This is a genomic window from Pedobacter folensis, assembly GCF_056490665.1.
The window spans coordinates 490,542-503,911 of record NZ_JBWJIF010000003.1; the positions used below are offsets into that span (position 1 = coordinate 490,542).

Genomic DNA, 13,370 nt, shown 5'->3' on the forward strand with positions numbered 1-13,370 from the left:
CACACGGGAAATAACAATTGGGAGATAAACTGAATACATGAAAATACAGATCATAAGTGATTTACACCAAGAGTTTGGGATTTCGGACTTAAATTTCGAAAATGCGGATTTGATAATTCTGGCAGGCGACGTCAATTTAGGAACAAAAGGTGTCGAATGGATTAAAGAAAATATTCCAGATAAACCTGTAATTTATGTTTTAGGCAATCACGAATATTATAAAGGAACATATCCAAATACGCTCCATAAAATAGTAGAAGCGTCAAGAGCTTCGAATGTTAACGTGTTAGAGAATGATAGTATTGAGTTCAGCGGGATAAGGTTTCATGGAACGACTTTATGGACAGATTTTTCCCTTTTTGGCAACCCTGTAGAATACGGAATTGTCTGTCAGGCTAAAATGAATGATTATAAATTAATCAGGAGAGACCCTTCGTATTCAAAATTAAGGACGATCGATACTTATAAGATTCACCAGATTTCTAAAAACTGGTTGCAGAAAAGTTTAGCGGAATCAAAATCTGATAAAAATGTAGTCATCACGCACCATGCGCCCAGCATCAGATCTATCCCCATGGAATATAAAGATAACCCTGTTGCAGCAGCTTATGCATCAGATCTTGAGCATATGATTATAAAATATAAACCTGGTTATTGGATTCACGGTCATGTTCACACTCCGGTAAGATATAACATAGATCAAACGGAAATCATCTGTAACCCGCATGGGTATATAAATGAAAAATATAATGGTTTTAATAAAGAATTGATAATACAGATATAGAATTGTATCTTAATAATGTATTACTAACGCTCTAACAATGAAATATAAAATATTGACCATTTTATTCCTTTCTTCTTTTCAGTTATCTGCTCAATCACTTTGCCGTACTGATATTATGAGTCATGAAGAATTAATTCCTGTTGATAAAACTAAACAATTTGTAAAGTATAACTTTTCAGATCTGTGGCTAAGAACAGAGAATGATTTAGTTTATGGGATAATTGGAAATGAACATCAAAGAATCTTAATTAAGATTTTAACAGCAGTGAAAAATCCTGATAATCCATTAGAGTATATCATAAAAGGGAAATCATGCGTGAAGGAGGATGTTTGTGATTTTAATGGCAAGATAACCATTCAAGAAGTTAAGGAATCCAGGCGCACCAGTTTCGGAGTAGACAATGAGTTTAAAGGCATTTCAAAAACGCAAGGGATTCTGATTGCAAAGTATGAGTTTTTTGAAAATAAAAATCAAAAGCATTCAGGTGTATTTTCCGGGATTGTAAAAACGAAATGGTATCTGGATAAAAATAATAAAGTCGTTTATGATAATATAAATATAGGCTCAGATGGCTATTTTAATAATGCATTTGTAGGAAGTTGGAAAATTTACGGTTCGAAAACCGGTAAAAAATGTAATTGGGCAGATTATAGGGTGCCAAGTTCAAACTGTGACTTCGATACAGGGGCTGGCGAACTAAATGTTTCTGAAAAATATAGAAAAAACGGTTGGCTGGATCTTATGCTAAAAAACAAGACTCCTAAAGTATCGGTTACTGAAAGGGAGCTTGGCAAAGTAAAGAAGGAATGGTGGATGTAATGCTTAACCTTATGTAGAGTAGCGGGCTTATTACATCGATCTGATAAGATTTCCCCTTAAATAAGAAAAGAGACAATCTATCCAGACTTGTCTCTTTTTTCTAACCAAATATAAACCTGTTATGAGCCAGGCTTTGTCTTTAATCTTCTATCCGAACCGAAGTGCTTCAAGAAAATGATTTGTCTTTTTTTATCGTGATAAACATCGTTCCGTTTATTACTCTACAAATATAGTAAAAAATTTGATAGTGTAAAAAATACACTAAGAAAAATTTAAGTATTTTTTTTGTCATTTTTTATTTCCTGTTCCTTTTCTGTAAGCTTTTAGGATTTAAAACGACTGTGTTGCAAATATAGCTCAAAAATATGTTAAGTAATTGTTAAATATTATCAATTTATGGTATTATTTAGTCAAACGTTTGTTTAGTTATTGGGTAAATATGAATTTTTCTGAAATTTTAAGCCTATTTTTTGAGTTTTAGGTGTTGTTAAGTAAATTTTGGGTATAAAAATTAAATAAAAACTGATTTTCAATCGTTTTTGAGATGGAGTTTTATGGGTGAAAATTGTATTTAAAACAAAAAGGCAACATTAATTGAATAATGTTGCCTTTTATTATGGTTTAAAATAGCGCTTAGCGCAATTTTTTATTACAAACTTGCGTAATATTCTACGAATTTAGCTAATGCAGAAGAATATCCCCATTCGTTATCGTACCAAGATACCACTTTAACGAAATTATCGTTCAAAGAGATACCAGCTTTGGCATCAAAAATCGAAGCGTGGTCATCGCCAATAAAGTCAGAAGAAACAACTTCATCTTCAGTATAAGCCAACACACCTTTTAATTCGCCTTCAGACGCTGCCTTCATTGCTGCTTTAATTTGCTCGTAAGTAGCTGGTTTTTCTAAACGTGCAGTTAAATCTACAACAGAAACGTCAGCAACAGGAACACGGAAAGACATACCGGTTAATTTACCTTTTAATTCAGGTAAAACCATACCAACAGCTTTAGCTGCACCAGTAGAAGAAGGGATGATGTTAGAGAAACCACCACGGCCACCTCTCCAGTCTTTAGCAGAAGGACCATCAACTGTTTTTTGAGTTGCTGTTACCGCGTGGATTGTGCTCATTAAACCTTCAACAATACCGAAGTTATCGTTTAAAACTTTAGCAATTGGTGCTAAACAGTTTGTGGTACAAGATGCATTAGAAACAATAGTTTGATCTGCAGTTAATTTATGGTGGTTAACGCCCATTACATAAGTAGGGATATCGCCATCCTTAGCAGGAGCAGAGAAAACTACTTTTTTAGCCCCGGCAGCGATGTGTTTTTCAGCATCAGCACGGGTTAAGAATAAACCTGTAGATTCGATTACCACTTCAACACCTACAGCATCCCATTTTAAATCAGCAGGATTTCTTTCTGCAGTTACGCGGATTGTTTTGCCATTAACAACTAAATTACCATCAACAACTTCAATCGTACCATCAAATTTGCCATGTGTAGTATCATATTTTAACATGTATGCCATATAATCAGGCTCGATCAAATCGTTAATCGCTACAATATCCAATCCTCTTTTTAATGCGGCTCTGAAAACCAGTCTGCCAATACGGCCAAAGCCGTTTATTCCAATTTTGCTCATTGTTTTTGTTAATTAGTGTAATGTTTTAATAAATTTTGTATTGGTTCTTTAATAATGCTTTTAATTGTGATGTCATATTTATTAGCCACCAGCTTTAACCGGTCTTCGAGCTCTGCAGCTACCTTACCTACAATATGTATATCCCGGTCGCTGTATTTTTCGGCCATTGGTAAAACATAGGTTTTAATATATTTTTCAAAGCCCTCGTCAATCAGCCTGCGAATATATTCGTGTTTGCTGTTTTGGGTAATGAAATCAAAAAAAGAAGTTAAAAATATATTGGCCTGTGGCTTATTGTATATACGTTCTAATATCTGAGGGCGGTCTAGATTATAATTCAGCATGAATTTGGTTTCGATATCCTTAGGCATTTTAAGGCTTAGGAATTCTTTAAGGAGTATTTTCCCAAAATAATTCGAAGAACCTTCATCACCCAGTATGTAACCTAATCCAAAGTTGTTACTGATTGGCTTTTTTCCATCGAAATATGCACAATGTGCACCACTTCCCAGCATGCCAACAATACCGGGTTGATCATAACAGGCTGCTTTAGCGGCGCCAAATAAATCATTTTCTACTACAATTTTACTGTATTTGAAAAACGATGATAGGGTTTTGGCTAATTCCTCTTTTCTGTCTGCTGACGATGCCCCAGCTGCAAAAAAATAAATTTTCTTTATATTTTCTGCGTTGTTAACCAAAGCAACTTTTTTGTTTAAAATCTGTAAGATCGTTTTTGGATCAACAAAGCAAGGGTTTAGGCCTGTAGTATTACAATGTGCTACTACCTGTCCATTTTGTGTTATTTTCCAAAATGCTGTTTTTGATCCGCTATAAACAACTGCTACCATATTATATTGAAAGTACCTCTGTCATTTCCATTAAATCGGGCTCGAGTTTAAAAGAATGAGCGGTTAAAGCCTCTCTTATGCTGGTTAATTTTATTTCGTTTCCTTTTAAACCTACCATTTGCTCCGTTTCGCCTGCAATTAACGCATTTACCGCGGCAAAACCTAAACGACTGCCTAAAATTCTGTCGAAACTGCTTGGGCTACCACCACGTTGAAGGTGGCCCAGTATAGTTACTTTGGTGTCGTAATGGTCAAAAGTTTCTTTTACTTTTTTTGCAATATCATAAGCACCGCCTTGTTTATGGCCTTCGGCCACGATAACGATACTTGATGATTTTTTTGTAGCTGCGCCTAAGGCCAGTTTTTCAATCAATTCAGTTACACTGGTTTCCTTTTCCGGTAACAAAACTGCTTCGGCACCGCTGGCAATCGAACTTCTTAATGCAATACAGCCAGAGTCGCGGCCCATTACCTCTATAAAGAATAAACGGTCGTGTGCATCGGCAGTATCTCTAATTTTATCAATCGCTTCGATTACAGTATTAATAGCCGTATCGTAACCTAAGGTAAAATCTGATCCCACTAAGTCATTATCAATCGTGCCTGGTATCCCGATTACCTTAACGCCGAAAGTTTCTGAAAAGCGTTTCGCTCCGGTAAATGTTCCATCACCGCCGATTACCACTAGTCCATCAATGCCGTTTTTCTTTAAGTTATTGTAGGCAATCTGTTGACCTTCGTCTGTTTTAAATTCTAAACAGCGTGCAGTTTTTAATATGGTACCACCCAAGTGTAAAATATTACTTACAGAACGGGCGTCCATTGGTTTTATGTTGTCGGTAATTAAACCCTGGTAACCTTGCATTACACCAAACATGTTAATGCCATGGTAAATTCCGGTACGAACAACAGCTCTGATTGCAGCATTCATTCCAGGGGCGTCGCCTCCAGAAGTGAGTACAGCTATATTTTTTATATTTGGCTCCATCTTTATAACACGAATATAGTGTGTATTTTTTACACTAAGTAATTTATTTTATTTTTTTTACTTAATATTGAAAGTCATACCTTTATCTGCTTAAAATAACTAAATTTTACTTTGGAACAAATTTTACCTCATTTAGATTCTGTATTCTCGATAGATTGCGTTTTGTTTGGATTTGATGGTAAGGAATTAAAAATCCTGCTAATTGAAAGGAATGAAGAACCGTTTAAAGATTGGTGGGCATTGCCCGGTAACATTGTTGGCCCTGATGAAAGTTTAGATCAATCAGCCTCCCGGATTTTGTACGAACTTACTGGTTTGCGTGGTATTTATATGGAACAGTATTATGCTTTTGGTGATCCGCACAGGCACCCCCAGGGTAGGGTAATTACTTTGGCTTATTATGCCTTGATCCGTTTGGGTGGCGATAAAGAGCTGAGGCCGATTAGCAGCTACGCCAAGCGAGCCAACTGGCTGCCAATTACCGATCTACCTAAACTTGCTTTCGATCACCAGAAAATTTACGACAAAGGATTAGAAAAAATAAAACGCCGGATTAAACACCAGCCCATTGCTTTCGAACTCTTGCCGGAAAAATTTACTTTAACGCAATTACAGCATGTTTATGAACTGGTGCTGGGTAAAAAACTCGATAAAAGAAACTTTAGAAAGAAAATTGTGAGTTTTGGCGTGTTGAAAGAGCTTGATGAAAAACAAAAAGGTGTTTCTTATCGTGCAGCTACTTTATACCGTTTTGATAAACGTAAATATGCCAAACTTTTTGGTAAGGAAATTTCGTTTTAGCGGAGAGCGCTAAGCGGAAAGCGTTTGGCGTTGTGCGGAGGGCATAGCGCTAAAAATAAAGCCAGAAGTGAGATAGCAGAGGGCTTAAAGACTTAAGAGCTGAAAGACTAATACAGCTGAATAACTTATAAAAAAGAAAATCCCCGGTTTGAAATCGGGGATTTTTATTTTAACTCGTATTTGACTCCGGACTAAAGACTCCAGACTTAGGACTGAAAACTAAGCCTTAGGGGCTAGCTCCAGGTGGTAGTGAACCAAATCATCTATAGGTGAGCGGATAATTTTACCCACGCCCATTTCGTAACGGTCGGCTACAATACTTAAAATATCTCGGAAACTGTAACCTACAGAACCTACACAGTTTAACTTGTGGTCTTTGTAGTTTGGATAGTGAATAACCAAAGCCTCGAAAAATGCGGTAAATGCATAATCAATGGTTGCAAAGGCATAATCCTCGTAATTATCTTTAAAATCGTATAAGAATTTACTAAAGCTTGCGCAGAAACGGTTTGGCAATGGCTTGTTATAAATGTTATCGAAAATATCTTCGTTAGTTAAAGCGTAGTTATCGTAAAAAGCTTCACGCAGGCCTTTCGGCATATAACCTTTCATGTAATCGCTTAAGATACGTTTACCAATGTACGAACCGCTACCTTCATCACCCAGGAAATAACCTAATGAATCGATATTCATGGTAATTTCAGATCCATCGTAAAGACATGAGTTAGTACCGGTACCTAAAATAGCAGCAAATCCTGGCTCGTTTCCAAGGAGTGCTCTAGATGAAGCAAGTAAATCATGGCCTACAAAAATGGTTGCATTAACAAAGATTTGTTGCATGGCATCAGCCACAATCTTAACATTTGCAGGTGTAGAACAGCCGGCACCGTAGTAGTAAACTGCTGTTAATTTCTCTCTTTCCAAGTGGTCTGGAAGAGTCTCATTCAAAGACTTTACAATGTACTCTCCTTTTGAAAAATATGGATTGTAACCTTCGGTGTTAAAGTAAATTTTTCTGCCGGCCTCGTTAATCAAACACCAATTTGTTTTGGTAGATCCGCCGTCTGCAATTACTATCATTTTATTTATTTTTGGTTTTAGCACGATAAAAGTATAAAAAGTCTTATATTTTGTATCCTTTTTTTTAATAATTTTTTAACAATTTGTTGTTGTCGGAAATTAAGTGTGTAAAAAATACACTATATAGGGCGTTTAATCGCCGAAAAACCTTAAAATTATACCAGAAAAGGCATTGGTCTTTTTTTTTAACGTCAACAATATTTTACAAGCAGATAGCGAAATGAACAACAGATTTTTAGATTTCAGGAGTGATACGGTAACCAAACCAACTGCCGGAATGTTGGATGCCATGATGAATGCAAAAGTGGGCGACGACGTTTTTGGTGAAGACGAAACGGTGCATGCATTGGAAACAAAACTGGCTTCGACCTTTAATATGGAAGCCGGATTATTTTGTCCATCCGGAACGATGACCAACCAGATTGCGATTAAGTGTTTTACCCAACCCATGGACGAGGTGATCTGCGATCAGACGGCACATGTATACCGTTACGAAATCGGCGGCATTGCCTATCATTCCGGCGCATCGGTCAGGTTGTTATATGGCGATCGTGGGATTCTGACACCGGAGCTGATTGAGCCTGAAATCAATGAAGATAATATCCACTACCCCAATTCCAGTTTGGTGGTTTTAGAAAATACCGTAAATAAAGGTGGCGGAAGCTGTTATACCTTATCGCAGATTGCACCTATCCATCACCTCTGTAACATAAAAGGATTAAAGCTGCACTTAGATGGTGCACGTATTTTTAATGCACTTATGGCTACGGGCGATCAGGCAAGCGAATACGGCAAATATTTTGATGGTATTTCGGTCTGCCTATCTAAAGGACTTGGAGCACCTGTTGGTTCAGTATTGTTGGGCAGCAAACAAATGATCCATAAAGCGCGGAAAATTAGAAAAGCTTTTGGTGGAGGCATGCGCCAGGCTGGTTTTTTAGCAGCGGCAGGTATTTATGCGCTCGATCATCACGTCACGCGTTTGAAAGACGATCATGCTCATGCACAGGCTTTGGCTAATGCACTGGCCAGCACAAAATATGTAAAATCGGTCATGCCGGTTGAAACCAACATTGTTATTTTCGAAGTAGAAAAGGGATCAGCAGAGAAAATTGTACACCAGTTTAAAGAAAAAGGATTGCATTGCAATACCACCAGTGCCAGCACCATCCGTTTGGTAACACACCTGGATCTAAGTACCGAAATGATCGATCAGGCAATAGAAATAATATTACATTTGTCTTAGACAGGGTTTTAAGTCCTGAGTCTTTAGTCCTAAGTCGATATGTCTAATGAAATGCTAACCAAGATGCCCGAAAACTCCAAAGCCCAAACGCCAATCTCCAAACTCCTCGTCGCTAATCGTGGCGAAATTGCTTTGCGTATCATGCGCTCGGCGAAAGAAATGGGCATAAAAACGGTTGCCGTTTTTTCTGAAGCAGACCGTAATGCACTGCATGTACGTTATGCCGATGAGGCGGTTTGTATTGGGCCAGCACCATCTAACCAAAGTTATCTGGTAGGAGAGAAGATCATTGGTGTCTGTAAATTAACGGGAGCCGAAGCCATTCACCCCGGTTATGGATTTTTGTCAGAAAATGCTGGTTTTGCACAAATGGTTGCCGATGCAGGGCTGATTTTGGTTGGTCCTTCGCCACAGGCTATGGAAACGATGGGTAATAAACTCTCGGCAAAGGCAGCAGCGCTAAAATATAACATCCCCATGGTGCCAGGAACGGAAGAAGCCATTCAGGATGTGAACGAGGCAAAACAACGTGCCATCGAAGTCGGTTTCCCGATATTGATTAAAGCTGCTGCAGGTGGCGGAGGCAAGGGCATGCGTATTGTGGAGCGGGCTGAAGATTTTGAAGAACAAATGCAGCTTGCCGTAAGTGAAGCCACCTCGGCTTTTGGTGATGGAGCTGTTTTTATTGAACGTTATGTTACCTCTCCACGACACATCGAGATACAGGTTCTGGGTGATAACCATGGCAATATTGTTCATCTTTTTGAACGTGAATGTTCTGTACAGCGGCGTCACCAGAAAGTGATAGAAGAAGCACCTTCGTCTGTTTTAACTGAAGAAATCAGGCAAAGGATGGGCAAGTGCGCCGTAGATGTAGCCCGTTCGGTAAATTATACCGGAGCTGGTACGGTGGAGTTTATTTTGGATGAGAACCTCGATTTCTTTTTCCTCGAAATGAATACCCGTTTGCAGGTAGAACATCCCGTAACCGAATTAATTACAGGTATAGATCTGGTAAAAGAACAGCTAAAAATTGCCTCTGGCGAAAAGCTGAGCTTTAGTCAGGCCGATTTAAAAATCAGTGGGCACGCCGTAGAACTTCGCGTTTATGCCGAAGATCCGGCCAATAATTTTCTGCCGGATATTGGTACCCTGCAAACTTATAATACGCCAAAAGGCAACGGGGTAAGGGTTGATGATGGTTTTGAGCAGGGGATGGAAATCCCGATTTATTACGACCCCATGATCGCCAAACTGATTACTTATGGTAAAGACAGGGAAGAGGCCATTGAGCGCATGGTGAGGGCTATTGAAGAATATGATATTACAGGGATAGAAACTACCTTGGGTTTTGGTAAATTTGTCATGCAGCACGAGGCTTTTAAAACGGGTAATTTCGACACACATTTTGTGGGTAAATACTTTAAGCCTGAAAGTTTAAAAGTACAGGACGAAACAGAAGCCTTAATTGCTGCTGTAATTGCTGCAAAACTATTTGATAAGAAAGAGGTGAAGTTGGGAGATGCAGCTATTAAAAATAGCTCCGACTGGAGAAAAAATAGATTGAAATATTAGAATAAATGAATCGTCATGGGGTGGGATCGTCATTACGACCGTAGTGGAGAAATCTATAAGTTAAAATAATATAGATTTCGCCATTTCACTGCACTTCAGTCGAAATGACGACCTTATTGTAAATAAATATAAAATGTTCACTGGAATTATAGAAACACTTGGCGAGGTTACTGCCATTAAAAACGACCATACCAATATCCACTTTACCATTTCTTCTGCAATTAGCCATGAGCTGAAAATAGACCAGAGTGTAGCCCATAACGGCGTGTGCCTCACGGTGGTGGCTTTAAATGACGGAACACATACCGTTACCGCTATAGATGAAACCTTAAATAAAACCAATCTCGACGGCCTAAAGGTGGGGAGCAAAGTTAACCTCGAACGCTGCATGCAGATGAATGCCCGTTTAGATGGCCACATTGTACAGGGCCACGTAGACCAGACGGCTGTTTGCGTAAAAAGAGAAGAACTGGATGGTAGCTGGGAATATCGCTTTAAATACGATGCGTCAGCCGGAAATGTAACTGTAGAAAAGGGTTCCGCCTGTGTAAATGGCATAAGCTTAACCGTCGTAAATTCTCAGGCCGATGAGTTTTCGGTATTTATTATCCCTTATACTTTCGAACATACCAATTTACAGGAAGTTGAAGTTGGCGATACTGTAAATTTAGAGTTCGATATCATTGGCAAATATGTTGCCCGATTAATGAACCGGTAAGCTTTATTTTTTTCTATTAGTTTATTGTTGTAAATGACTGTTAAATAGCATTTTATTTAATTATTGGCGTTGTGCTAACGCTTAATTTTTCATAACAGTGCAGGATGGTTGGTTAAATAATATTTCTGATTATCGTATAGTTAAGACTAAAAAATTAACGCTAACCAATATGAACAAGAATTTCCGTACCTCAGGCACAATAGCTGCTCTTGCCTTATTCTTTTTATTTACAACAAATGTTTTAGCACAGAAAATTTCGGTAAAAGATTTAACTGTTGAGCATTTGGTAAATCCTTTTAGTATCGATCAGCCAAAACCCAGATTTAGCTGGAAGATGGTTTCTGATCTTAAAAATACCAGGCAGAGTAATTATGAAATCAGATTGGGTACATCAGTCAGTATTGATAAAGTTTTGTGGAAAGCAGACGTAAACAACGATCAATCGGTGCTCATTGGTTATGATGGTCCCGGGCTATCCTCGAAAACTAAATATTACTGGCAGGTTAGGGTAAAAGACAACCACGGAAATGCATCTGCATGGTCACCCGTGCAGTTTTTTCAAACAGGTTTAAAACCTGAGGATTGGACGGCAAAATGGATTTCGGTAGCAGGAAAAGATACTTCCCTGGCCAGTCCTTTTTTCAGGAAAGAAATTAACCTCAAAAAAGAAGTAAAGTCGGCAATAGTTTATATCACTGCAAAAGGTTTGTATGAAGCCCATATTAATGGTGGCCGTGTTAGTGATGCTTATTTTGCACCAGGCTGGACAAGTTATAAAGACCATATTCAATACCAGGTGTATGATGTGAAGCAAGCACTAAAAAAGGGCGCGAATGTAATTGGCGTTTCACTAGGCGATGGCTGGTACAAAGGCCGCATCGGCTTTAGTAATCAAAAACATTTTTATGGCGATACCAGAGCATTATTGTTGCAACTGGAAGTAGAATACACTGATGGAACCCGAGAAACCATCACTACCGATAATAGCTGGAAAACAGCTTATGGACCAATACTGGCCTCCAATATTTACGATGGCGAAACCTATGATGCCCGCTTAGAGCTCCGCGGCTGGAATAATACCGGCTTTAAAGAAAATGCTGCCTGGAAACCAGTGCAGGAACTGGCAAAGGGTACAGAAAAACTGGTTGGCATGAGCGGACCAGCGGTAAGCAAACACGAAACATTTAAAGCCTTAAAAATATTTAAAACCCCGAAAGGTGAGACCGTTGTCGATTTTGGGCAGAATTTAGTGGGTTGGGTCATGTTAAAAGCTAAAGGTGCTGCTGGTACTAAAATTAGCATCAGCCATGCAGAAGTATTAACCAAAGAAGGAAACTTTTACACCACAAACCTCAGAAGCGCCAAACAACAAAACAATTATATTTTAAAAGGTGAAACTGAACAGCTATTTGAGCCACATTTTTCTTTTCAGGGGTTTAGGTATGTCAAAATAGATGGCTATCCTGGTGAACTCAAACTGGAAAACCTTACTGCAGTAGCGGTCTATTCCGATATGAAAACCAGTGGGAAATTCACGACCTCAAATCCTTTGCTAAATCAATTGCAACACAATATTAGCTGGGGACAGAAGGGGAATTTTGTTGATGTACCTACCGATTGTCCGCAAAGAGATGAACGCTTAGGCTGGACAGGTGATGCACAGGCCTTTGCGACAACTGCGGCATACAACATGGATGTATCGGCCTTTTTTACCAAATGGTTAAAAGATGTTTCGGCAGATCAGCTCCCTAATGGTAGTGTTCCTTTTGTGGTACCCAATGTGTTGAACCAGAATGATGCAGGTTCGGCAGGCTGGGCCGATGTAGCCACCATTATTCCCTGGGACATGTATGTATCGTACGGAGACAAAGGCCTATTGGAAACGCAGTATGGCAGTATGAAAAAGTGGGTCGATTATATTTCTTCTGTAGCAAAAAATAACCTTTGGAATACAGGTTTCCACTTCGGCGACTGGTTGTTCTATCGTCCCAACGATGATAATGATGGCCGTGCTGCGGTGACGGATAAGTACATGATTGCCCAAACATTTTATGCGCATTCTACTCAGTTGCTTATAAATGCCGCAAAAGTATTGGGTAAAACAGATGATGTAAGCAAGTACAGTACACTATTGGAGCAGATTAAAGCGGCTTATATGAAAGAAAATATGACGCCGAATGGAAAGTTGATCTCCAACACCCAAACCGCATATGTATTGGCCTTGCAGTTTGATATGCTGCCTGAAAATTTACGCGCACAGGCTGCACAAAGATTGGTAGATAACGTAAAAGATTACGGAAATCACCTGACTACGGGTTTTTTGGGTACACCATACCTTTGCCATGTATTGAGCCGCTTTGGGCACGAGAATGTAGCTTACGATCTTTTACTGCAGGAAAGTTACCCTTCATGGTTATATCCGGTTAAAATGGGTGCAACGACCATTTGGGAGCGCTGGGATGGTATTAAACAGGATGGCTCTTTTCAAACGGCTGATATGAATTCTTTTAATCACTACGCTTACGGCGCTATTGGCGATTGGATGTATAAAAATATTGCCGGCATTAATCCGGTATCAGCACAACCAGGTTACAAAAACATTTTAATTGCACCAAGACCAGGCGGAAAATTAACCAATGCATCTGCAGAACTTGAAACCGTGTATGGTACCGTTAAATCCTCATGGACGATTGCTGATGGTGTTTTTAAACTAGACGTAACTGTGCCAGCCAATGCAACCGCCACCGTGGTATTGCCAAAAACCGATAAAAAAGAAGAAATTGGCTCAGGTAGCTATCATTTTGAATATAAATATTAATCGCTTAATATTGCAACCTCGTTAAAAGAACACGAAAGATC

11 protein-coding genes are annotated in these 13,370 nt (G+C 38.9%); 7 read left to right on the forward strand and 4 right to left on the reverse strand.

All coding sequences use genetic code 11. From position 1 onward, the window contains the following. The first annotated feature begins 37 nt into the window (after window positions 1-37). Window positions 38-784 (forward strand): metallophosphoesterase, encoded by a 747-nt coding sequence (locus tag AC04QZ_RS16570; protein ID WP_478358689.1) that lies wholly within the window; start codon window positions 38-40, stop codon window positions 782-784. A 37-nt stretch (window positions 785-821) separates the two neighbouring features. Beyond that, complete coding sequence (locus tag AC04QZ_RS16575) at window positions 822-1,604, forward strand: hypothetical protein (RefSeq protein ID WP_478358690.1); 783 nt, start codon at window positions 822-824, stop codon at window positions 1,602-1,604. 649 nt (window positions 1,605-2,253) lie between these two features. Here the strand turns inward: AC04QZ_RS16575 and gap are convergent. The 3 genes from gap to pfkA are packed head-to-tail and all read right to left on the reverse strand — an operon-like array spanning window position 2,254 to window position 5,091. Then, window positions 2,254-3,252, reverse strand: a complete 999-nt coding sequence (gene gap, locus AC04QZ_RS16580) for a type I glyceraldehyde-3-phosphate dehydrogenase (RefSeq protein ID WP_029280245.1) — start codon at window positions 3,250-3,252, stop codon at window positions 2,254-2,256. 8 nt (window positions 3,253-3,260) lie between these two features. Continuing rightward, window positions 3,261-4,103, reverse strand: coding sequence for a hypothetical protein (locus tag AC04QZ_RS16585; protein ID WP_086545038.1), 843 nt, complete (start codon window positions 4,101-4,103; stop codon window positions 3,261-3,263). A gap of 1 nt (window position 4,104) precedes the next feature. Then, window positions 4,105-5,091: a 6-phosphofructokinase gene (gene pfkA / locus AC04QZ_RS16590; protein ID WP_086545039.1), complete on the reverse strand. Its 987-nt coding sequence runs from the start codon at window positions 5,089-5,091 to the stop codon at window positions 4,105-4,107. Between the two features lie 111 nt (window positions 5,092-5,202). On the opposite strand from pfkA, the gene AC04QZ_RS16595 reads away from it, so the two are divergent. Continuing rightward, complete coding sequence (locus AC04QZ_RS16595) at window positions 5,203-5,892, forward strand: NUDIX hydrolase (RefSeq protein WP_086545040.1); 690 nt, start codon at window positions 5,203-5,205, stop codon at window positions 5,890-5,892. Between the two features lie 219 nt (window positions 5,893-6,111). Here AC04QZ_RS16595 and AC04QZ_RS16600 read toward each other — a convergent pair whose 3' ends face one another. Continuing rightward, complete coding sequence (locus AC04QZ_RS16600) at window positions 6,112-6,972, reverse strand: N-acetylglucosamine kinase (protein WP_086545041.1); 861 nt, start codon at window positions 6,970-6,972, stop codon at window positions 6,112-6,114. Between the two features lie 220 nt (window positions 6,973-7,192). On the opposite strand from AC04QZ_RS16600, the gene AC04QZ_RS16605 reads away from it, so the two are divergent. The 4 genes from AC04QZ_RS16605 (at window position 7,193) to AC04QZ_RS16620 (ending at window position 13,329) form a co-directional block, all read left to right on the forward strand. Then, a complete protein-coding gene (locus AC04QZ_RS16605) occupies window positions 7,193-8,218 on the forward strand; it encodes a threonine aldolase family protein (RefSeq protein WP_478358691.1) in 1,026 nt (341 codons plus the stop codon). Window positions 8,219-8,281: 63 nt separating this feature from the next. Further along, window positions 8,282-9,793, forward strand: coding sequence for an acetyl-CoA carboxylase biotin carboxylase subunit (gene accC / locus AC04QZ_RS16610; RefSeq protein WP_478358692.1), 1,512 nt, complete (start codon window positions 8,282-8,284; stop codon window positions 9,791-9,793). 133 nt (window positions 9,794-9,926) lie between these two features. Continuing rightward, window positions 9,927-10,511: a riboflavin synthase gene (locus tag AC04QZ_RS16615; RefSeq protein WP_086545043.1), complete on the forward strand. Its 585-nt coding sequence runs from the start codon at window positions 9,927-9,929 to the stop codon at window positions 10,509-10,511. 169 nt (window positions 10,512-10,680) lie between these two features. Further along, entirely contained in the window at window positions 10,681-13,329 is a 2,649-nt protein-coding gene (locus tag AC04QZ_RS16620) for a family 78 glycoside hydrolase catalytic domain (RefSeq protein ID WP_478358693.1), read from the forward strand. Window positions 13,330-13,370: the final 41 nt, after the last annotated feature.

Bases quoted from the DNA above. Each gene is read 5' to 3' on its own strand.
- AC04QZ_RS16570 (WP_478358689.1), top strand. From the start codon at position 38: ATGAAAATACAGATCATAAGTGATTTACACCAAGAGTTTGGGATTTCG.
- AC04QZ_RS16575 (WP_478358690.1), top strand. From the start codon at position 822: ATGAAATATAAAATATTGACCATTTTATTCCTTTCTTCTTTTCAGTTA.
- gap (WP_029280245.1), bottom strand. From the start codon at position 3,252: ATGAGCAAAATTGGAATAAACGGCTTTGGCCGTATTGGCAGACTGGTT.
- AC04QZ_RS16585 (WP_086545038.1), bottom strand. From the start codon at position 4,103: ATGGTAGCAGTTGTTTATAGCGGATCAAAAACAGCATTTTGGAAAATA.
- pfkA (WP_086545039.1), bottom strand. From the start codon at position 5,091: ATGGAGCCAAATATAAAAAATATAGCTGTACTCACTTCTGGAGGCGAC.
- AC04QZ_RS16600 (WP_086545041.1), bottom strand. From the start codon at position 6,972: ATGATAGTAATTGCAGACGGCGGATCTACCAAAACAAATTGGTGTTTG.
- AC04QZ_RS16605 (WP_478358691.1), top strand. From the start codon at position 7,193: ATGAACAACAGATTTTTAGATTTCAGGAGTGATACGGTAACCAAACCA.
- accC (WP_478358692.1), top strand. From the start codon at position 8,282: ATGCCCGAAAACTCCAAAGCCCAAACGCCAATCTCCAAACTCCTCGTC.
- AC04QZ_RS16615 (WP_086545043.1), top strand. From the start codon at position 9,927: ATGTTCACTGGAATTATAGAAACACTTGGCGAGGTTACTGCCATTAAA.
- AC04QZ_RS16620 (WP_478358693.1), top strand. From the start codon at position 10,681: ATGAACAAGAATTTCCGTACCTCAGGCACAATAGCTGCTCTTGCCTTA.